General features: G+C 61.5%; 19 protein-coding genes and 1 pseudogene. 4 read left to right on the forward strand and 16 right to left on the reverse strand.

All coding sequences use genetic code 11. The features are described 5' to 3' along the window. Positions 1-37 precede the first annotated feature (37 nt). From ACK3CV_RS20670 to ACK3CV_RS20690, 5 genes are all read right to left on the reverse strand, one after another. Positions 38-856 carry a DeoR/GlpR family DNA-binding transcription regulator gene (locus ACK3CV_RS20670; RefSeq protein ID WP_164141216.1) on the reverse strand — a complete coding sequence of 273 codons (819 nt, stop codon included), beginning with the start codon at positions 854-856 and terminating at the stop codon, positions 38-40. Between the two features lie 311 nt (positions 857-1167). After that, positions 1168-2493: an MFS transporter gene (locus tag ACK3CV_RS20675; protein ID WP_033635842.1), complete on the reverse strand. Its 1326-nt coding sequence runs from the start codon at positions 2491-2493 to the stop codon at positions 1168-1170. After that, positions 2490-3143, reverse strand: a complete 654-nt coding sequence (locus ACK3CV_RS20680) for a DUF4286 family protein (protein ID WP_164141215.1) — start codon at positions 3141-3143, stop codon at positions 2490-2492. The genes ACK3CV_RS20675 and ACK3CV_RS20680 overlap by 4 nt, the downstream gene beginning before the upstream one ends. A 49-nt stretch (positions 3144-3192) precedes the next feature. After that, the gene (locus ACK3CV_RS20685; RefSeq protein ID WP_164141213.1) at positions 3193-4539 is read right to left on the reverse strand and encodes an amidase; all 1347 of its coding nucleotides are present in this window, start codon (positions 4537-4539) and stop codon (positions 3193-3195) included. Beyond that, positions 4539-5252: a DUF2848 domain-containing protein gene (locus tag ACK3CV_RS20690; protein WP_033635845.1), complete on the reverse strand. Its 714-nt coding sequence runs from the start codon at positions 5250-5252 to the stop codon at positions 4539-4541. The genes ACK3CV_RS20685 and ACK3CV_RS20690 overlap by 1 nt, the downstream gene beginning before the upstream one ends. A 162-nt stretch (positions 5253-5414) precedes the next feature. Between ACK3CV_RS20690 and ACK3CV_RS20695 the strand changes: the two genes are divergently transcribed. After that, positions 5415-6059, forward strand: coding sequence for a GntR family transcriptional regulator (locus ACK3CV_RS20695; protein WP_170929847.1), 645 nt, complete (start codon positions 5415-5417; stop codon positions 6057-6059). 223 nt (positions 6060-6282) lie between these two features. Here the strand turns inward: ACK3CV_RS20695 and ACK3CV_RS20700 are convergent, their stop codons facing one another. The 4 genes and pseudogenes from ACK3CV_RS20700 to ACK3CV_RS20715 form a co-directional block, all read right to left on the reverse strand. After that, the gene (locus tag ACK3CV_RS20700) at positions 6283-6600 is read right to left on the reverse strand and encodes a BrnA antitoxin family protein (protein ID WP_033635847.1); all 318 of its coding nucleotides are present in this window, start codon (positions 6598-6600) and stop codon (positions 6283-6285) included. Then, positions 6563-6876 (reverse strand): annotated as a pseudogene (locus ACK3CV_RS20705) (BrnT family toxin). Before ACK3CV_RS20705 ends, ACK3CV_RS20700 begins: the two are co-directional and overlap by 38 nt. Positions 6877-6952: 76 nt before the next feature. Further along, on the reverse strand, positions 6953-7699 hold the full coding sequence (locus ACK3CV_RS20710; protein ID WP_033635849.1) for an SDR family oxidoreductase: 747 nt from the start codon (positions 7697-7699) through the stop codon (positions 6953-6955). Between the two features lie 96 nt (positions 7700-7795). Next, positions 7796-8029: a hypothetical protein gene (locus ACK3CV_RS20715; RefSeq protein ID WP_033635850.1), complete on the reverse strand. Its 234-nt coding sequence runs from the start codon at positions 8027-8029 to the stop codon at positions 7796-7798. Positions 8030-8218: 189 nt separating this feature from the next. On the opposite strand from ACK3CV_RS20715, the gene ACK3CV_RS20720 reads away from it, so the two are divergent. The 3 genes from ACK3CV_RS20720 to ACK3CV_RS20730 are packed head-to-tail and all read left to right on the forward strand — an operon-like array spanning position 8219 to position 10828. After that, complete coding sequence (locus ACK3CV_RS20720) at positions 8219-8878, forward strand: response regulator (protein WP_033635851.1); 660 nt, start codon at positions 8219-8221, stop codon at positions 8876-8878. A 4-nt stretch (positions 8879-8882) separates the two neighbouring features. Further along, complete coding sequence (locus ACK3CV_RS20725; protein ID WP_033635852.1) at positions 8883-10301, forward strand: ATP-binding protein; 1419 nt, start codon at positions 8883-8885, stop codon at positions 10299-10301. Beyond that, positions 10298-10828, forward strand: a complete 531-nt coding sequence (locus ACK3CV_RS20730) for a GNAT family N-acetyltransferase (RefSeq protein WP_033649436.1) — start codon at positions 10298-10300, stop codon at positions 10826-10828. Before ACK3CV_RS20725 ends, ACK3CV_RS20730 begins: the two co-directional genes overlap by 4 nt. 10 nt (positions 10829-10838) lie before the next feature. Here the strand turns inward: ACK3CV_RS20730 and ACK3CV_RS20735 are convergent, their stop codons facing one another. The 7 genes from ACK3CV_RS20735 to ACK3CV_RS20765 all read right to left on the reverse strand — a co-directional run. Then, positions 10839-11804, reverse strand: coding sequence for a quinone oxidoreductase family protein (locus ACK3CV_RS20735; RefSeq protein WP_047570626.1), 966 nt, complete (start codon positions 11802-11804; stop codon positions 10839-10841). Between the two features lie 108 nt (positions 11805-11912). Continuing rightward, positions 11913-14792 (reverse strand): aminomethyl-transferring glycine dehydrogenase, encoded by a 2880-nt coding sequence (gene gcvP / locus ACK3CV_RS20740; protein ID WP_164039801.1) that lies wholly within the window; start codon positions 14790-14792, stop codon positions 11913-11915. Positions 14793-14884: 92 nt separating this feature from the next. Next, positions 14885-15271, reverse strand: a complete 387-nt coding sequence (gene gcvH, locus ACK3CV_RS20745; protein ID WP_033635856.1) for a glycine cleavage system protein GcvH — start codon at positions 15269-15271, stop codon at positions 14885-14887. A 46-nt stretch (positions 15272-15317) separates the two neighbouring features. Beyond that, the gene (gene gcvT / locus ACK3CV_RS20750) at positions 15318-16415 is read right to left on the reverse strand and encodes a glycine cleavage system aminomethyltransferase GcvT (RefSeq protein ID WP_164039798.1); all 1098 of its coding nucleotides are present in this window, start codon (positions 16413-16415) and stop codon (positions 15318-15320) included. A 507-nt stretch (positions 16416-16922) separates the two neighbouring features. Beyond that, positions 16923-18125, reverse strand: coding sequence for an FAD-dependent 2-octaprenylphenol hydroxylase (ubiI, locus tag ACK3CV_RS20755; protein ID WP_164039795.1), 1203 nt, complete (start codon positions 18123-18125; stop codon positions 16923-16925). Between the two features lie 80 nt (positions 18126-18205). Next, positions 18206-19384, reverse strand: coding sequence for a 2-octaprenyl-6-methoxyphenyl hydroxylase (ubiH, locus tag ACK3CV_RS20760; RefSeq protein WP_033635859.1), 1179 nt, complete (start codon positions 19382-19384; stop codon positions 18206-18208). Between the two features lies 1 nt (position 19385). Then, positions 19386-19963 (reverse strand): M24 family metallopeptidase (locus ACK3CV_RS20765; protein ID WP_489009898.1); only part of this gene is annotated, 578 nt, incomplete at its 5' end.

The raw sequence follows: 19963 nt of genomic DNA on the forward strand, positions 1-19963 counted from the left end.
ACAAGTGTTGGCTGTAAATAAGGGGGTTTCGTTGTTGTTATCGCGCCGCCCTTTTCGCGGCGGGTGAAACTTCAATCACGTCGACGTTGTTCCAGGCCAGTTCCTGACGAAATTCGTCGTCGCTGAGCCGATCGGTGATTAAGGTATCTATCTCCCGGTAGTGGCAGATGCGCGCGAACGAGCGGCGGCCGAACTTGTTGCTGTCCACCAGCAGGAACTTGCGTTCCGACGCCAGCAGCATCTGCTGCTTCAGCCGCGCATGGTGCTCGTTGCTTTCGCGGATGCCGCCGTCCTGGCAGATGCCGTGGCAGGAGAAAAACAGCTTGTTGATCACGAACTCTTTCAGCATCTGCTCCGCCAGCACGCCGATAAAATCCTCATACTTGGCGGAATACTCGCCCCCCAGTCCGATGGTGCGTACGTTGGCCTTGCAGGCCAGCGTCTGGATGATGTGCAGCGAGTTGGTCAACACCACCAGCGAGATATCCGGCAGTTGGCGCGCCAAAAACCAGCTGGTGGAGCTGCTGTCCAGCAGCAGGCAATCCCCCGGCGCGATAAACTCCAGCGCGCGTTTGGCGATGCGCGTCTTCTGCTCCGGCGCCTCATTGCTGCGCTGGCGGAAAGATTCCCCCTGGCCTATCTCGGCGGGCACATAGGTTTTCTCCACCGCCGGCGGCTCGACGAACACCGCGCCGCCGTGGCTGCGCAGCAGCAGGCCGCGCCGTTCCAGCAAGGCCAGATCACGCCGCGCCGTCTCGATAGAGATGTGGCACAGCTGCGCCACCTCCTGCACCATCACGCGGCCGCGCTGGCTCAAGACTTCGGTGATAAAACGATGACGTTCTACAGGCAGCATGTTTCTTTTCTCCTCCACGACGTTGATTACGATATCGATTTGCCGCGCCGCGTTTTGCGCGCAGACGCAAAGCGCATCGCCCCGCGATCGGTCAACGATGGCGGTGTGATAGTTGTCAAAAAAATCGGGAGGAAAATGAAATGAATAATTATGAAAGTGTGGAGTAACAGGCAGTTATGATGCGCGTGCGTCTTAGGCAGACAGGAGAGAAACGGTAAACGGTCACAATTCCACGTTCCGCAACATGACCGTTAATGACCGTTTTTGTGGTTTTGACCGAACGCCGGGCCTAAAGTAGCCCGGCATTCTATTTACAGCGGCTTATGCGCCGTTTCCCGCGCCGCCCATACCGCCCAAAGCGTGATAAGCAGAGCCAACGCGACATAGGCGGAAATCGCCAGCGTGCTGTCGTAAGATTTAAACAACGAAGTGATGATCAGCGGGGCAAAGCCGCCACCGATAATCCCCGCCAAGGTATAGGCTAACGACGATCCGGCATAACGCACCCGTGTCGGGAACTGTTCCGTGATGAAGGCCGCCTGTGGCCCATACATCGCCGCATGGATCAACAGCCCGATCACTACTGCCGTGCAGATCAACACCGGTTGACTGCTGTCGAGCAGGACGAAGAATGCAAACGCCCACGCGATCGCCGCCAATGCACCGCCGATATACACCGGACGACGGCCGAAGCGATCCGACAAGGCGCCAAACAGCGGTACCGCGACGGCGTTGCCTATCGCCCCCAGCATGGTGGCGCCCAGCGCCAGCGGGCGCGGCAGATTCAGCACGGTGGTGACGTAGGTCAATGTGAACACGACCACCAACGCATAGAGCACGTCAGAGCCGATACGCGATCCGCCGGCGATCAGCAGTGGGCGCATGTGCTGCGTGAAGACTTCGCGTATCGGCGACTGCGTAACATCTTTCGACGCCTCCAGTTGCAAAAATGCCGGCGTCTCACCCACCCCCCGACGCAGCCACAAACCGAAGATGACCAGCACCAGGCTCAGCAGGAACGGGATCCGCCAGCCCCATTGCTGGAAATCGTCCGCCGACATCGCCAACGTCACCAGCGTAATCAGGCCGGTGCCGATCAGCGAACCGCAGGACGGCCCTACCTGAGCAAAGGACGCGTTGCGCCCGCGCTGATGCGGCTTACCGTGTTCCATCGACAACAGCACCGCCCCCGCCCATTCTCCGCCCAGCGCAATGCCCTGAATAAAGCGCAGCGTCACCAGCAGCAACGGGCTCCAAATCCCCCAGCTGGCATAGCCGGGCAGCAACCCCATCAGCGCCGTGGTCACGCCCATGATCACCAGCGTGGTGACCAGCACAAAACGCCGCCCCAACACATCACCAAGGTGGCCGAACACGATGCCACCGATCGGCCGGGAAACATAACCCACCGCGTAAGTGGAGAACGCCAGAATCGTGCCCACCAGCGGATCGAACGATGGGAAGAATACATGGTTGAAAATCAACGCGGCCATGATGTTGTAGACGGTGAAATCGTACCATTCCAACGCCGTGCCAATCGAGCTGGCCGCCGCCAGCTTGCCGGTATTGGGCGGTGCGGCGGCACTTTCTGCGGCCGGCGCGGCAGCCTGTGCCGTTTCAGTGGTGTATGCGTTCATAATGTCAGCTCCTGTGCGGTCAGTTGCCAGCCAAGGGCATAGTGCCAGGCATCGGCGGCGGGCATGTTCAGCGCTTCAGCGGCCTGCTTGCTTAAACGCAGGCCGGCTTCGGCGTCGCTGCTTTCGATCAATAGCATCGGCAGCATTCGGCGGTTTTCTCGCGATTCTTTCGGCAGCGGGGAACTGAGTTCGGCATCCGGCGTCAACAGGCTGCTGCGCACAAAGCCAGGCTGTTCAGCCAGCCGCGCGCCCAGTTGCAAGATGCGGGCATGCAGCGCTTCCGATGCCGCCGACGGCAGCACGAAGATACAGAGATGACTGCCGCACCCTTGGCCGGTGACCGCCTCCACCGCACACACCCGGCGCATTGGATCACGCATTTTCTCCAGACTGGCCACCGACCAAGGCGTTTGGTGTTGAAACGCGGCGCGATAGGCTTCGGAGGTAAAACTGGCCAACGATTCGGTTTTATACAGCCCCAAATATTGACGCCCGCCCTGCAATGCCCGATAGCGTGTGCCGGATAAAAAGCCGGGCACCCGCACCCGCTCCTCCACGTGTTCGCGGTCATACCAGCGATTGAAATCCGCATCATCCTGCGTGGCGACATCCGTCGCGACAAACAGCATTCCGTTCGGGGAATCGTTCATGGATATTCTCCTGGTCATCTCAAAAGGCAGGCCTGCGCCCACCGGAAAATCACGCCTCGGCAAGACGGCGTTCGATCGCCAGCGCCCATCCCAGCAGCGCCTCATCACACATCGGCAAGCCCGCCAGCATCAGGCCGATCGGCGCGGCGCCCGGCCGCTGGCAGGGCAAGGACAGCGCGCAGCCGTCGAGGAAATTGACGATCGCGGGATTGCGCAGCATCAGTCCGTTGCAACGGAAGTAGGCATCATCCGCCGCCAGCTCGCCGATAGTTGGCGCAATCATCGGCACGGTCGGCATCAGCAGAGCGTCAAACCTCTGCAGCTCCGCCGTAACCCGCCGCTGCCAGTCGGCGCGTTGCCGCTGCAACAGCTGCAGATCGGCGTCGCCCAGGGATGCGCCGCGGCGAATGCGCGACAGCACCCGCGGGTCATAGCCCTCGGCCCGTTCAGCGATCAACGCTTGATGCCAGCGCCAGGACTCCAACGCGGTGAAACCACCGTTGGCATTGAATGCGGCCAGTTCGGCGAACGCCGTAGCGGGAATGAATTCAATCTGCGCCCCCGCCTGAGACAGGCATTGCAGGCTGCGCTGAAATGCCTCGGCAACCGCCGGCTGCAGTTCATCCAGCACCACCGTTTGCGGCACGGCAAAATGCGCCTGCGCCAAGCTTTTTTGCGGCACCCGCAGCGGGCTGTCGGCAATCAGTGCGTCCAGCGCAATACAGCTGGCGACGTCATGAGCAATCACGCCGATCGAATCCAGCGAAGGCGACAGCGGCAATAAGCCAGCGTCATTGATGCGCCGTGCAGTGGGTTTATACCCGGTCAACCCGCACAGCGCGGCGGGAATGCGTACCGACCCGCCGGTATCGCTGCCAATCGCGCCCAGGCACATGCCGTCGGCCACCGCCACCGCCGCACCGGAAGAGGAGCCGCCGGGAATGCGCGCCGCCTGGCGCTCCCAGGGATTGGCCGGCGTCCCGTAATGCGGGTTGATGCCCAGCCCGGAATAGGCGAATTCCGTCATCGTCGTTTTGCCCACCACCACCGCGCCGGCTTGCAACAGCCGTTCCACTACCGCAGCGTGCTTTTCCGCGGGCGGCGCGTCGGCTAACACGCGCGAGCCCGCCGTGGTCGCCTCACCGGCCACGTCAAACAGATCCTTGATTGAGACAGGCACGCCATCCAGCGCCGACAGCGGCGAGCCGGCGGCGCGCCGCCGATCGGAGGCCTGCGCTTGCCGTTGCGCCCACTCGGCGTAGGTTCGCGTAAACGCGCGCGCGCCCTCCCCCCGCTCATCGGCGATCTGCGCCAAAGCGGCGGCGGTCAGCTGCGCTGCGGTGAATTCACCGCTAGCCAGGCCGGCGCTGGCCTGCATCAACGTCAGCTTTTTCATCACGCCACCACCGGCAGTTCAATGCTGCGATAACCGTGACTGATGGTGCGCCCAAGCACATCGTCCACCAGTTCCATGCGAAATTCGCCGGCCGGTCGAATGCCGCCGATCGCCGCCACCGTGCCGCAAGTCATCGCTAACCCGTCGGGCGTTTGCGGTTGCGCCAGCCCGCACTCCGGCGGCTGCATACCGGTGAAGTAACGCTCCAGCAAATCACCGGGCGTACGCAGCGCGGCAAGGCTGCCCTGTTGATACAATCGCCATTCGCCCTCTTCCTTGATCCACGAACGCAAGATCAAACTGTCCCAATGTTCCAACACCTCCTGCAGCGGCCAGGCGGCTCGCGCCACCGGTTTAACGCAAATCTGTTTCGACAGCGCCACGCTGTGCGCTTCGAGTTGACGATCGGTGTGATCGGACGCCAATGACACGAACAACTCGCCGCGATGGGCAAAAATCAGCGGCTCCGCTTCGCCGGACGTCGCGTTGCCAATGACTTCAATGGTCTCTTGCTGGCTCAACTGATTGGCGGCAACGCGGTAAAACAGGGGGATTGCACTGGGCTGGGGCACGCCCAGCTCGGCCAATTCACGAATATGGTGCAAGATCGCTTCGCGATCGCGTCCGGTCCAACCGGCGATCACCAGATGATCAATCTCAACATTCAACGTCGCCGCGCCGCGGGATTCAGGTAAAGTGAAGGTCAGTCTCATGGCAGTTTCGCCCCTCTTGTTAAAACACTGTGAAATTTCACTATATCTTTAGTTACCAAATAAGCGATTTTCATGCCATGTTTTTGTGTACTATGTCTAAAAACTTTCTTCTTGCAGGAGCAAAACGTGAAGACTGTTGACGCAGAAAGCCCGCAGCGCCCGATGACGGAAGAAGCCGGCGTCTCACTGAACGAGCTGGCCTACCGGCGCTTCAAACAGGCGCTGGTCACACTCAGCTACAAGCCGGGCGAATATCTCAATACCGCGCAGGTGATGAACGATCTGGATATGGGCAGAACGCCGATCAATCAGGCAATCCACCGCTTGGCCAACGAGGGGTTACTGCAGGTCATCCCGCGCAAAGGCGTGATGGTTTCACCGTTGTCGATGGACGATGCGTTGGAATTGATCGAAGTAAGGCTGGCTAACGAGATGCTGTGCATGCAGCTGGCGAGCCAGAGGATTACCGAGAGGCAAATCGCGACGCTGACCGAACTCAATCGGCAAATCGAAGCCGCGAGCCAGGAGCGAGATAGAGTGCGAATGATGACACTCGATCATGAGTTTCACCAGGAGCTGGCGCAGATAGCCGGCAATAACATGCTGGCGGATATCCTGAGTGTGCTGCACGCCAGGGCGCAGCGTTTTTGGGCCAGCACCCTGTCGCGGGAAGGGCATATGCGCGAAGTGATCGACGAACACCGGGCAATTATCGCCGCGCTGGCCGCACAAGACAGCGCCGCCGCCGCCGAGGCCGCGCAGGCGCATATCCTGTCATTCCGCAGCGCGCTGCTGCACGACGGGTAACCCCGCGGCGCAGGATATTACCGGGAATAGTTATGATGACCCTGTTCTGCCGATGAGCAGGAGATAAACGGTAAACGGTCACATTTCACGTTCCACGGAATGACCGTTTTATAGTTTTGACCGAGCTCCGTCGAGAGGTGGCCGACGTTGGTAGACGTTGCCTTAAAAAACAGCAAAAAAATCCGGTGAGAATCTCACCGGACCGTTAGCCACCTGACACAAATTATTCCTCGTGCTCATGCTCTTTCAACATCGCCTCACGCAGCACAGCGTTCAGGCGTTTCTGATAGCCCTTGCCTGGCCGCTGAAGCCAGGCCAACACATCCGCATCGATTCGGATGGTTTTCGATACTTTCATCGGTTTATAAAAACGCCCCTGAACCGCAGCCTGCCACTTCTCCTCACCCAGGGCCGGGGCATCGGTATAATCGATATCCTCATCCGGCAGCGCGCTCAGTGAAGCAATTTGCGCTTTCTGCTCCTCCGTCAACGGAGGGAGTACGCTATGCGCCAGATTTTTGGCTGAATTTTTGCGCTTCATATCTTCCCCTCTCTTTGGCATCGGCCTTGCGTGCTGAAATGATGCGCACGATCTCTACGGCATCGCCTTCGACATCCGTTTCAGTCGTCGTATGTGCCACCAGCAGCAACAAACAGGAGCCGACCATACCGATCGTTCTTCTCCGCCCTCGATCCTCTCCAGCACGGCCAAATGGTTGGGATCCAGAAAAACCCGTTGCGCAATCTCAAAACTGACGCGGTGTTTGCGCTGGTTGCTGTGATTTTTATCCTGATTCCATTCAAAATAAACATACATTTTTGTAACTACATTTTGATTGTTGTTTAATCAAAATACACTCCACACGGCGGGATGTCAAAACCCCCTCATGCGTTCAACGCCCGCCGGCGGCCTCGATAAAGGTGCCGGTCACGTAAGACGCGGCGTCAGACAGCAACCAGGCGATCGCCTCCGCCACTTCCTGCGGCTGGCCGCCGCGCTGCATCGGCAAACTGTCCTTCACGCGATCCACCCGGCCGGGCTCGCCGCCGCTGGCGTGCATCTCGGTATAGATGAATCCGGGCCGCACGCCGTTGACGCGGATACCCTGCGCCGCCACCTCGCGCGATAACCCGGTGGTCAGGGTATCGACGGCGCCTTTCGAGGCGGCGTAATCGACGTATTCCCCCGCAGCGCCTAAACGAGAAGCAGCGGAAGAAACGTTGACGATGGCGCCGCCCTGGCCGCCATGGCGCAGCGCCATGCGCTTCACCGCCTCGCGGCAACACAGGAAGTAACCGGTAACGTTGGTGCCGAGCACCTGATTGATGCGCTCGGCGGTCAACTGCTCAATGTTCGCCTGCCGGAACAGAATGCCGGCATTGTTGACCAGCGCACTGAGCATGCCCAGCCCGGCGTCCAGCGCGGCGAACATCGCCATCACCTGCGCTTCGTCGGCCACATCGGCCTGCAGCGCCAGCGCCTTGCCGCCCTGCGCCTCGATTTCCGCCACCACCTGCCGCGCCGCGCTTGCGTCGCGCAGGTAATTCACGCCCACTGCATAACCCTGCCGGGCCAGCAATAACGCGGCCGCACGGCCAATTCCCCGGCTCGCGCCGGTCACCAATGCCACTTTCGTCATACTGTTTTTTCTCTGGTTAGCGATGTCAACATAGCGGCCTGCGCGCAGACGCCCCGTTTGCCCGTCAGAGTATAGAGCTGCGCCCAAAAAAGCGCTTCAAAGCTGAGCCAGGCGGCGCAGCTGCTTTTTAATCCGCGCTTTGACGCAGCCGTAGGCGTCCGACGTCGCTGCCTGATGCCCCCGTTGCAAGCCGGCAGCATGCGGGCCATTGTCGCTATGGCTCTGCGCATCGCCGCGAAAAGACAGCGTCAACAGAACGAGCAGCGTCGCCACGCCTGTATATATCAGCCGCCGCGAGGTGCCCGCGAGCGGGGAACCGTCAGTCTGCATGTTTCGCGCCCTCTGTCATGATTTCGAATGGCTGCAAAATAACTGAAATTCCCTCTTGCTCCCTTAACGCGAGATTAAAGCCAGATTAAGGTTTGCTTAAGAACGTGCAGGCAGTGCAGGTTTCCCCGTTGTCTTCCCGTCAACGTTATAGTTAGATAAGCGCGACTCAAAGATCTCCGCGGAAAAAACGTGAACATACTGTTGGTGGAAGACGACCTGCAATTAGGCAAGGCGCTGTGCCGCGCACTGGAGCTGGCCGGCTTTAATTTATGCTGGGTGCGCCTGCTCGCCGACGCGGAAAATAAACTTTCATCCGGCGGGTTCGATTTGATGCTGTTGGATCTCACGCTGCCGGACGGCGACGGTTTGCAGAAGTTGATCGCCTGGCGGGCCGCCGGGCAAAATATCCCGATCATCATCCTGACCGCTCGCGACCGCATCGAAAGCCTGGTGAACAGCCTGGACTCCGGCGCGGACGACTTTCTGGCCAAACCCTTTGCGCTGCCCGAACTCATCTCGCGCGTCAAGGCGGTCAACCGGCGTATGGCCGGCTTTGCTTCGCAAACCTGGAGCCTCGGCACGCTGTATCTCGATCCGGTCAACCATCAGGTGACGCTGGATAACGAGCTGCTGATGCTGTCGAAAAAAGAGTATCACCTGTTGCACGAACTGATGCGCTGCGCCGGCACCGTGGTGCGCAAAGCGGTGTTGGAGCAGCGGCTGTTCGGCCACGGCGACAGTGTGGAAAGCAACTCGCTGGAAGTGCACATGCATAATTTACGGCGCAAGATCGGTAAAGAAAGGATTATTACCGTACGCGGCATTGGTTATTTGCTGAAGAAAGAGTAGCGGCATGATCGGTTTTAAATCCTTCTTTATGCGCACCATTATTTTCCAGGTGCTGGCCATTTTATTATTGTGGGGGCTCCTCGTCGCCTGGGTGAAATATTGGTATTACCCCGACATGGAGAAATATTTCGATAATCAGCAACGTATCGTCGCCGCAGGCATCGCCAATATTCTCGATGAAACCGGCACTGACAATATCGATTATCTCGGCATCATCAAGACCATTGAAGGCATGTACATTGATTCCATCAATAATGGCATGCAGGATCAAATCGACTATCACCCGCTGTTCGTGGTTTATGATCGGGACAACCGGATGCTTTACAGTTCGCTGACGCAGGGAGAACCGCTGCGCCTGCCGCCTTCGGTGCTGTCCGGCTCAGTTAAATACGCCGGCGCCAACTGGCATCTCGCCGGCAGTTGGAGCGAAAAGCGTCAGTATCGGGTCATCGTCGGCGAATCGTTCAACGATCGCACCACGCAGTTCGGCAATCCGGCGGAAAGCACCGCCGTACCGCTGCTGGGCATTCTGGCAGCCATCATCGTCACCTTGTTATTTACCGCCTATTTCAGCCTGCGGCCGCTGCGCCAGATCGCCCGCACCATCTCCGATCGCCAGCCGGGCAACCTATCGCCGATCAATGTCAGCGAGCAGTATCAGGAAATCCGGCCGGTGGTGGTGGAGGTCAACAAACTGATGGCACGCATCGACGCCGCCAATCAGCGCGAGAAACGCTTTATGGCCGATGCGGCGCACGAACTGCGCACGCCGATCGCCGCCGTGCTGGCGCAGCTGCATCTGCTGACCCAGGTCAGCGAGCAGCAGGAGCGCCGGGAGATCATCGGCGACATGCAGCAGGGGCTGGATCGCGCGGCGTCGCTGTCACGCCAGCTGATCAACCTGGCCAAGCTGGAGGCGGAAGATTTTCCGCTGAAAATCGAGGCGGTGGACATCTACGCAGAGATCGGAAAATGCATCGCGCAGCACGTCCCCTATGCGCTGGAAAAGGATGTGGAACTCTCGCTCGACGGCAGCGAGGACGTGGTGGTAACCACCGATCGCCATGCGCTGATCGCCATCTTCACCAACCTGCTGGACAACGCACTCAAGTACGCGCCGCCCGGCAGCCGCATCGAAGCCCATATCCGTTCACTGGCACCGCTCGGCTGCTATATTACGTTGCGCGACAACGGCCCCGGAGTGAGCGAAGAGCACCTTCCGCGCCTGTTTGAACGCTTTTACCGCGTGCCCGGCACGCAGCAGACCGGCAGCGGACTGGGATTGGCCATCGCCCGGAACCTGGCCGACAAGATCGGCGCGCAGCTGCGCGTCACCGAAGGCCTCGACGATCGCGGCATCGGTTTTATTATCGATTTGCCGGAAAGTTACCGGCCACAGACTGAGAGTGAACAACGATCATGAGCGCCCCTGTCCTGCTGCAACGGCAGCAACTCGACCGACTATGGGATATTGACCGCAGCGAAATTATCGACACCCTGTATCGCCTGCAGGACGGTAAACTGCAAGCCTACCCGGACTACTACGACGTGCGCGGTTGGGATCCGCATGACCGGGAAACCTATACGCCGATCCACGAAGCCTGCTTCGATCGCGGCGGCGCGTTCTTCGCGCGGTTCGAAGGCGAGGAGATCGTGGCGGCGGCGGCGCTGGATACCGAGCCGCGCGGCCCGCAGCGGGATCTGCGCCAGCTGCTGTTCTTTTACGTCAGCGCGCACCAACGCGGCCAGGGGTTAGGCAAGCAGCTGTTCCAGCTCTGCCTGCGTCAGGCGGCGCAAGAAGGCGCCGCCGGGCTGTACGTCTCCTCCATCCCCAACAAAAGCACTGTAGACTTCTATCTGGCGCAAGGGTGCCGGCTCATCGAGCGCCCGGATGCCGAGCTGTTCGCCCGCGAGCCGGAGGATATTCACCTGGTCTGCCCTTGCCGCTAGCGGCAGGAACTTAGCGGGCGATGCGTATCACCGAACGCACGTCGCTTTTCTTGTTCAGATCCCATACCTCGGCGATCTCCGCCAGCGCGTGCTCCTGCGTCTCGATAGTGAGCGCGCCCGTTGCCGCCAGCGCCAGAATTTCGGTCGCATAGCGCTGCATCTCCGGGATCGGCGGGAAGTTGCCGGTGCCGCTGCCGAGGATCTGCAGCTGATTGCTGCGCAGCACCGCCGCCGGCAGCCGGATGTCCGGCGCGGCCATCGAGCCGACGTTGACCAGGCGAATGCCGCGCCCGCCGGCGTAAGACGAGAGATCGTGATTATTGAGCGTCGCGAGCAGCGCTTCGGTCGCCGGGCCCCAGATATAATCGACGATCACCTGATAACCGCCCGGCCCCGCCGCCGCCGCGAAGGCCTGCGTCAGCGCCTCGCCCTGCAGGCTCAGATCCACCGTGGCATCCACGCCCAACGCTTCCAGCACGCTCAGCCGACGGCCGGCGGCAACGATGCGCCCGGCTCCCGCCTGACGCGCCGCGGCGACCGCCAGTTTGCCCGAGGTGCCGGTAGCGCCGATGATCAGCACCGTTTCACCGGGCTGCAGATCCGCCCGCCAGCGCAGCGGCAGCCAGGCGGCGAAGGCCGGGTTGATCAGCGCCGCCGCCGTGGCGTCGTCCACCGCTTCCGGCACCGGCACCGTCCATGACGCGACGCTGCGCTCAGCCATCGCGCCGTAAGGGCGGCGGAAGGAGGCGAAATACACCCGTTGCCCGTCGGCCGTCCGGCCCACGCCGTCGGTGCCGGGTACGATCGGCAACTGCTTCGGGCTGGAGTAATGGGTGCCGGCGACGGTGGCGCGATCCAGCTGTTTGATGCCGGCCGCCAGAACGTCGATCGGCACTTCATTCGCCTGCGCCTGAGGCTCCTCAAAGGTGCCGAAAACCGGGGCTTGCCCCAGCGCTGTTACGATTGCCGCTTGCATGGTGACTCCTCAAATCGTGGGAAGGTACGGGAAAGAATAGGCCGCAATAAAATAAAAAGGGACACCGCATGATGCGGTGTCCCCCGAACACAAACTTTGCCGAACGTGTTATTCGTAGTCGCTCATCGGCACGCAAGAGCAGAACAGGTTACGGTCGCCGTACACGTCATCCAGACGCTTAACGCTCGGCCAGTACTTGTTCTCGCGCACACCGGCCACCGGGAACACCGCCAGCTCACGGCTGTACGGATGCTGCCAGTCGTTAACCAGCTCAGCCTGCACGTGCGGCGCATTCACCAGCGGGTTGTCTTCCAGCGGCCATTCGCCTTTGGCGACGCGATCAATCTCACTGCGGATCGCCAGCATCGCATCGATAAAGCGATCCAGCTCCACTTTGCTTTCCGACTCGGTCGGCTCGACCATCAGCGTGCCCGCCACCGGGAACGACATGGTCGGCGCGTGGAAGCCGAAGTCGATCAGGCGCTTGGCGATGTCCATTTCGCTGATGCCGGTCTCTTCCTTCAGCGGACGAATATCGAGAATACATTCGTGCGCCACGCGGTGATCGCGGCCGGTATACAGAATCGGGTATGCGTCTTTCAGGCGGGTAGCGATGTAGTTGGCGTTCAGGATCGCCATCTGGCTGGCCTGCTTCAGGCCTTCCGCGCCCATCATGCGGATGTACATCCAGCTGATAGGCAGGATGGAGGCGCTGCCGAACGGCGCCGCGGAAACCGCGCCCTGCTGGGTGGTTACGCCGTCGATCTGCACGACGCTGTGGCCAGGCACGAACGGCGCCAGATGCGCTTTCACGCCGATCGGGCCCATGCCCGGGCCGCCACCGCCGTGCGGGATGCAGAAGGTTTTATGCAGGTTGAGGTGCGAAACGTCCGCGCCGATGTAGCCTGGCGTGGTGATGCCCACCTGGGCGTTCATGTTGGCGCCGTCCAGATACACCTGGCCGCCGAACTGATGCACGATCTGGCACACTTCGCGGATGGTTTCTTCATACACGCCGTGGGTCGACGGGTAGGTCACCATGATGCAAGAGAGCTCTTCGCCCGCCTGCTCCGCCTTGACGCGCAGATCGTGCAGATCGATGTTGCCGTTTTTGTCGCAGGCGACCACCACCACGCTCATGCCCGCCATCTGGGCGGATGCTGGGTTGGTGCCGTGCGCGGAGCTCGGGATCAGGCAGACGTGACGGCCCGCTTCGTTGCGGCTTTCGTGGTAGCGTCGGATCGCCAGCAGGCCGGCGTATTCGCCCTGCGCGCCGGAGTTCGGCTGCATGCACACCGCGTCATAGCCGGTCAGCTGCACCAGCCACTGAGACAGTTGGCCGATCATCTGCTGGTAGCCGGCAGCCTGCTCCGGCGGGCAGAACGGGTGCAGCTCGGAGAATTCAGGCCAGGTGATCGGGATCATTTCCGCCGCGGCGTTCAATTTCATGGTGCAAGAGCCCAGCGGGATCATCGCCTGGTTCAGCGCCAGATCCTTACGTTCCAGGCGATGCATGTAACGCATCATCTCGGTTTCGCTGTGATAGCGGTTGAATACCGGGTGGGTCAGGATCGGATCCTGGCGCAACATGGCGGCCGGGATCGATTGACTGCTCTTGCTCACCGCCGCGTCCAGCGCGTCGATGTCCAGGCCGTGGTTGTCGCCGGCCAGCAGTGCGAACAGCGTCTGCACGTCTTCGCGCGAGGTGGCTTCGTCCAGCGTGATGCCTACGGCGCCGTGGATATCGGTACGCAGGTTGATGCCGAAGCTCAGCGCGCGTTCCAGCACCGCCGCTTTGTCTTTCACCTCAACGGTCAGGGTGTCGAACCAGGTGTTGTGACGCAGCATCAGGCCGGCCTTCTGCAGCCCGGCGGCCAGAATGTCGGTCAGGCGATGGATACGCCCGGCGATGCGCTGCAGCCCCTGTGGGCCATGGTACACCGCGTACAGGCTGGCGATGTTGGCCAGCAGCACCTGCGAGGTACAGATATTCGAGTTGGCCTTTTCGCGGCGGATATGCTGCTCGCGGGTCTGCATCGCCATGCGCAGCGCGGTGTTGCCGGCGGCATCGCGGGAAACGCCGATGATGCGGCCCGGCATCGAGCGCTTGAACTCGTCGCGGCAGGCGAAGAAGGCTGCGTGCGGGCCGCCGTAGCCCATCGGCACGCCGAAGCGCTGCGCGGAGCCGAACACCACGTCGGCGCCCTGCTTGCCCGGCGCGGTCAGCAGCACCAGGGCCATGATGTCGGCGGCCACGCTGGTGATGATTTTGCGCGATTTCAGTTCGGCCAGCAGCGCGCTGTAGTCGTGCAGCTCGCCGGTGGTGCCCACCTGTTGCAGCAGCACGCCGAACACGCCGTCCAGCTCCAGCACTTTTTCCGCTTTATCGACGATGACGTCGAAGCCGAAGGTTTCGGCGCGGGTGCGCACCACGTCCAGCGTCTGCGGATGCACGTCGTCAGCCACGAAGAAGCGGTTGGCGTCTTTCAGCTTGCTGGCGCGTTTGGCCAAGGCCATCGCTTCGGCGGCGGCGGTGGCTTCATCCAGCAGCGAAGCGGAAGCCAGATCCAGGCCGGTCAGATCGAGGGTCACGGTCTGGAAGTTCAGCAGCGCTTCCAGACGGCCCTGCGACACTTCCGGCTGATAAGGGGTGTAAGCGGTGTACCAGCCTGGATTTTCCAGCATGTTGCGCAGGATCACCGGCGGCGTCAGCACGGCACTGTAGCCCATGCCGATATAGGATTTGTAGCGCTGATTCTGCGAGGCGATTGCCTTCAGCTCAGCCAGCGCCTGGTGTTCGGTCGCCGCGTCGCCGACCGGCGGCGGCCCCGGCAGCTGAATGTCCGCCGGCACGATCTGTTGGATCAGCGCGCTGAGCGAGCGAGCGCCCACCGCTGCCAGCAACTCCTGGCGTTGTTCCGCAGAAGAGCCGATGTGGCGTTCGATGAACGCTTCGCTGTGTTCGAGTTGGCTGAGTGTCTGGGTCATTGCTACAAATTCCTGAATGCTTGCGTGATACGGGATATAGCTTGAGCGGTAACTAAAACGCCCCGGCCAAAAGGCCTGGGGCGTGGTCACGATTACTCGTCGATCGAGGCCTGATAAGCCGCGGCGTCCAGCAGGTTCGCCAGCTCGCCTTCGTCGGCGGCTTTAATCTGGAACAGGAAGCCGTCACCGTAAGGTTCGCTGTTGACCAGTTCCGGGGAGCTTTCCAGCTCGCCGTTCACCGCCACGATTTCGCCGCTGATTGGCGCGTAAATGTCCGACGCCGCCTTGACGGACTCCGCCACGGCGCAATCTTCACCGGCGGCGACGCGGCGGCCCACTTCCGGCAGATCGACAAACACCATATCGCCCAGCAGTTCCTGCGCGTGTTCGGTGATGCCTACGGTGTAAACGCCGTTACCTTCTGCACGAACCCACTCGTGGGAGGATGCGTATTTCAATTCTGTTGGCACATTGCTCATCGCCGGTTACTCCTTCGAAGAAATAAAAGAATCAATCAATAAAAAATCAATTTGTCAGCGGTTTGCCGGCGCGGACGAAACCGGGCTTGGTCACTTTGACCGGCATTTCACGGTTGCGGATCTGCACGATGGCCTGCTCGCCGATGCCCGCCGGCACGCGCGCCAGCGCGATGCTGAAGCCCAGCGTCGGAGAGAACGAACCGCTGGTGATCACGCCTTCGTGGGTTTGCCCCGCCGCGTCGGTGAAACGCACCGGCAGCTCATTACGTAATACGCCTTTTTCCGTCATGATCAAGCCGACCAGTTGCTCGGTGCCCTGCTCGCGCTGTTGTTCCAGCGCTTCGCGGCCGATGAAACGGCGATCTTCCGGCTGCCAGGCGATGGTCCAGCCCATGTTGGCGGCCAGCGGCGAAACGCCTTCGTCCATCTCTTGCCCGTAGAGGTTCATGCCCGCTTCCAGACGCAGCGTGTCGCGCGCGCCCAGACCGGCCGGCTTGACGCCCGCGGCCAGCAATTTTTGCCAGAAATCCGCCGCCTGCGCTTTCGGCAGCGCGATCTCATAGCCGGCCTCGCCGGTGTAACCGGTGGTGGCGATGAACAGCTCGCCGGCCTGCACGCCGAAGAATGGCTTCATGCCTTCAACCGCGCTTTTTTGTTCCGGGGTGAACAACGTGCCGGCGCGCTCTTTGGCCTGCGGGCCCTGCACCGCGATCAGCGCCAGATCGTCGCGCACCGTCAGCGCGACGCCATACGGCGCAGCGTGCTGTTCGATCCAGGCCAGGTCTTTGTCGCGGGTGGCGGAGTTCACCACCAGGCGGAAATAGTCTTCAGTGAGGAAATAAACGATCAGGTCGTCAATCACGCCGCCGGAGGCATTCAGCATGCCGGTGTACAGCGCTTTGCCGGGTTGGGTCAGTTTGGCGACGTCGTTCGCCAGCAGGTAACGCAGAAACTCGCGGGTGCGGGCGCCGTGCAGATCCACAATGGTCATGTGGGACACGTCGAACATGCCGGCATCCTGACGCACCGCGTGGTGCTCATCAAGCTGCGAGCCGTAGTGCAGCGGCATCATCCAGCCGTGAAAGTCTACCATGCGCGCACCGCACGCCACGTGCTGGTCGTACAGTGGGGTTTGCTTTGCCATCTTTTCCCTCTTTCCACTCGTCGCTAGAAGTTAGGGTGCTGCCACGCAATGCGGCGGAGCCTGGCTCGCGGCCCGATCGCCATGGCGCACTGACTGCTCAACACAAATGCTGCGCCGGGACGGGCGAAAACTGCGTGCAACCGCCGTGACGCAAACGATACCTTTCCCTCGAACTTATCACCGAACGACCACATTAACCATAAGTTAAAATAGGCTCATCGCCGTTCCGGGGCGGTAAAATGCCGGGCTAGTGTGCAGAGTTTTTCACTGGAAAAATGCGCTTTAAGGCACAAAATTAACAATTAAAGCGGCAAAACTCCGAAGTTATATAACAAACCGACGGCCGCACATGAGATTCCGACTTTTGATAACCGAGCATGGAATTAGAAAAAGTAATGATAAAAAGCGGCTGAAATTAGATTATTTCAAATGAAGGGTTATATAAGGAAAGACGATGGCATAAGGCAAGAAGCGCGAGCCCGCGGAGGGCTCGCAGAAGGCAGGATGTCAGGCAAGCCACTCGGGCAGATCGTTCAGGCCCATCGCCTGACGCACCAGCTTCGGCTTGACGCCCGGCAGGCTGTCCGCCAGCCGCAGGCCCACGTCGCGCAGCAGCTTTTTGGCCGGGTGATTGCCGTCGAACAGTTCGCGGAACCCCTGCATGCTGGCCAGCATTACCGCCGCGCCATGTTTGCGGCGGCGCTCATAGCGGCGCAGATAGAGGTGCTGGCCGATATCCTTGCCCTGCCGCTGCAGGCGGCGCAGTTCGGCAATCAGCTCGGCGGCGTCCATAAAGCCCAGATTCACGCCCTGCCCGGCCAACGGATGCACGGTATGCGCCGCATCGCCCACCAGCGCCAGGCGGTGCGCGGCGAAACTGCGCGCATAGCGGCCGGTCAGCGGGAACGCCAGCCGTTCGCTTTCCAGGCTGCAAGCCCCCAGGCGCATGTCGAAAGCCATCGCCAGTTCGCGGTTGAACTGCGCCGGTTCCAGCTGCTTGAGCCGCTCGGCCTCTTCCGGCGTCACCGACCAGACGATGGAGCTCAAATGCGGATCGCTGAACGGCAGGAACGCCAGAATGCCGTCGCCGTGGAAAATTTGCCGCGCCGTCGCCTGATGCGGCTCTTCGGTGCGAATGGTGGCGACCAGCGCATGGTGGCGGTAATCCCAGAAGGTAAGCGGAATGTCGGCGTGCTGGCGCAGCCACGACTGGGCGCCGTCGGCGCCGATCATTAGGCGGGCGGTCAGCATGCGGCCATCCTCCAGCGTGACGAAAGCGTCGTTCTCGCCCCACGCCACCTGCTTGAGCGCGGCCGGGGTAATCAGCGTGATGTCCGACAGGCTTTCGGCGCGTTTCCACAGCGCCTGCTGGATCACCGAGTTTTCGATGATGTGGCCGAGATGGCTGAAGCCGCACTCGTCGCCGCGGAAGGCGATTTTGCCGAAGCTGTCGCGATCCCACACTTCCATCGCGTTATAAGCGCTGGCGCGCAGCTGGAGAATGTCATCCCACACGCCGATATGCTGCAGCAAACGCTCGCTGGCGGCATTGATGGCGGAGACGCGCAGCGCAGGCTGCTCCGACGGCGGCGCCATGTCCGGCTGGCGCTGTTCCAGCACCGCCACGCGCAGCCCGCTGCCCTGCAGGCCGCAGGCCAACGCCAGCCCCACCATACCGCCACCGGCGATAATCACGTCAAATGATTGCATGCTGCTCGATTTCCTTAAATAACGCACGACGCCTTGCCGCGCCGCGTTTTGGGCGCGCCACAGGGCGCCCGATTCTGTGTCTAACGTTCCACCCAGCCCAGCGTGCGCTTGGCGAAGGCGTCGCGCACCGCCGGCAAACGCTCCATCGCCATCAGCCCCAGGTTACGGCCGACCACCAGCGGGGCATAACGGTTGGCGAACAAACGGATCAATCCGTCGGTCACGCCGATCGTCGCCTGCTGATCGTTTTGCCGCCGCTGCTGATAGCGGCTCAGCAGCGCATAACCACCGGCGTCTTCGCCGCTGTCTACCGCTTCCGCTAGCGTTTCCGCCAGCGACATCACGTCGCGCAGGCCGAGGTTGAACCCCTGCCCGGCGATCGGGTGCAGCGTCTGCGCCGCGTTGCCCACCAGCGCCAGACGATGGCTGACATGGCGATCGGCGGTCAGCAGGCTGAGCGGATAACTGTGCCGTTTACCGGCCTTGAGGATGCGCCCCAGCCGCCAGCCGAAGGCCTGTTGCAGCTCGGCGATAAAACGTTCGTCGTCCCAGGCATCCACCCGGGCGCGATCTTCGCGCGCATGGCACCACACCAAAGAACTGCGCCCCTGCGACATCGGCAGCAGCGCCAGCGGCCCGTAGCGGGTAAAACGCTCGAAGGCGCGCCCCTGCGGATCTTCCGCCGTGGTGACGTTGGCGATGGTGGCGAACTGCGGATAGTCCTCCTGCCGCCACTGCACGTTGCAGGCCTGCGCCAGCGCCGAACGCGAACCGTCGGCCGCCACCAGCAGTTGCCCGCACAGGCGCAGACCGGTATCCAGTTGTACTTCCGCCCGCTCGGCGGTGCGAATCACGTCCACCACCCTCGCGGGGCAGTGCAGCGTAACGCCCGGCGCCTTCGCCAGCAGCGCGAACAGCCGCTGCCCGGCGTCGTGCAACTCGATCACCTGGCCGAGCGCATCGACCTGATAATCCTGCGCCTGCAGATTCACGAAACCGGCGTGGCCGCGATCGCTGACGTGCACCTGAGCGATCGGCGTAGCGCAGTCGCGCAGCGCCGGCCAAACGCCGATGCGCGCCAGCTGTTGGCAGGTGCCCTGCGCCAGTGCGATGGCGCGGGCGTCAAAGCCCGGATGGCTGCGGTCATCCGGCCGAGTCGCCTCGACCAGATCCACCGCCATTCTTCCCTGAGTAAGCGACGAGATAGCCAGCGCCAGCGTCGCGCCCGCCATACCGCCACCAACGATAATTACGCTCATTTTATGACCTTGCCGCCGCCATCAACGCTTCGATGGCATCGGCGTCTTTCACCACGGTGGCGGTCAGGTTTTCATTGCCGTCGGCGGTGATCACGATGTCGTCCTCGATGCGGATGCCGATGCCGCGGTATTCCGCCGGCACGTCCGCATCCGGCGCAATGTACAACCCCGGTTCCACAGTCAGCACCATGCCCGGCTCCAGCAGCCGATCGCGGCTCGGCGTGCCGTAGTGGCCGACGTCGTGCACGTCGAGGCCCAGCCAGTGGCTCAGCCCGTGCATGAAGAACTGCCGGTGCGCCTGCTCAGCGATCAACTGATCGACTTCACCTTTCAATACGCCCAGTTCCACCAGCCCGACCACCATGATGCCCACCACTTCGTCGTTGACTTCGCGGATGCTGGTGCCGGGTTTAAACAGTTCCAAAGCGCGCAGCAGCGACGCCAGCACGATGTCGTACACCGCGCGCTGCGGCTTGCTGAACTTGCCGTTGACCGGGAAGGTGCGGGTGATGTCGCCGGCGTACCCCTGGTACTCACAACCGGCGTCGATCAGCACCAGATCGCCGTCGCGCATCTGGC

This window comes from Serratia sp. TSO36, assembly GCF_057808395.1.

Coding starts and splice junctions, on each gene's coding strand:
- ubiI (WP_164039795.1), bottom strand. CDS start 18,125: ATGCAATCATTTGACGTGATTATCGCCGGTGGCGGTATGGTGGGGCTG.
- ACK3CV_RS20685 (WP_164141213.1), bottom strand. CDS start 4,539: ATGAAAAAGCTGACGTTGATGCAGGCCAGCGCCGGCCTGGCTAGCGGT.
- ACK3CV_RS20710 (WP_033635849.1), bottom strand. CDS start 7,699: ATGACGAAAGTGGCATTGGTGACCGGCGCGAGCCGGGGAATTGGCCGT.
- ACK3CV_RS20670 (WP_164141216.1), bottom strand. CDS start 856: ATGCTGCCTGTAGAACGTCATCGTTTTATCACCGAAGTCTTGAGCCAG.
- ACK3CV_RS20700 (WP_033635847.1), bottom strand. CDS start 6,600: ATGAAGCGCAAAAATTCAGCCAAAAATCTGGCGCATAGCGTACTCCCT.
- ACK3CV_RS20680 (WP_164141215.1), bottom strand. CDS start 3,143: ATGAACGATTCCCCGAACGGAATGCTGTTTGTCGCGACGGATGTCGCC.
- ACK3CV_RS20695 (WP_170929847.1), top strand. CDS start 5,415: ATGACGGAAGAAGCCGGCGTCTCACTGAACGAGCTGGCCTACCGGCGC.
- ACK3CV_RS20735 (WP_047570626.1), bottom strand. CDS start 11,804: ATGCAAGCGGCAATCGTAACAGCGCTGGGGCAAGCCCCGGTTTTCGGC.
- gcvP (WP_164039801.1), bottom strand. CDS start 14,792: ATGACCCAGACACTCAGCCAACTCGAACACAGCGAAGCGTTCATCGAA.
- ACK3CV_RS20730 (WP_033649436.1), top strand. CDS start 10,298: ATGAGCGCCCCTGTCCTGCTGCAACGGCAGCAACTCGACCGACTATGG.
- ubiH (WP_033635859.1), bottom strand. CDS start 19,384: ATGAGCGTAATTATCGTTGGTGGCGGTATGGCGGGCGCGACGCTGGCG.
- gcvT (WP_164039798.1), bottom strand. CDS start 16,415: ATGGCAAAGCAAACCCCACTGTACGACCAGCACGTGGCGTGCGGTGCG.
- ACK3CV_RS20725 (WP_033635852.1), top strand. CDS start 8,883: ATGATCGGTTTTAAATCCTTCTTTATGCGCACCATTATTTTCCAGGTG.
- ACK3CV_RS20675 (WP_033635842.1), bottom strand. CDS start 2,493: ATGAACGCATACACCACTGAAACGGCACAGGCTGCCGCGCCGGCCGCA.
- ACK3CV_RS20715 (WP_033635850.1), bottom strand. CDS start 8,029: ATGCAGACTGACGGTTCCCCGCTCGCGGGCACCTCGCGGCGGCTGATA.
- ACK3CV_RS20690 (WP_033635845.1), bottom strand. CDS start 5,252: ATGAGACTGACCTTCACTTTACCTGAATCCCGCGGCGCGGCGACGTTG.
- gcvH (WP_033635856.1), bottom strand. CDS start 15,271: ATGAGCAATGTGCCAACAGAATTGAAATACGCATCCTCCCACGAGTGG.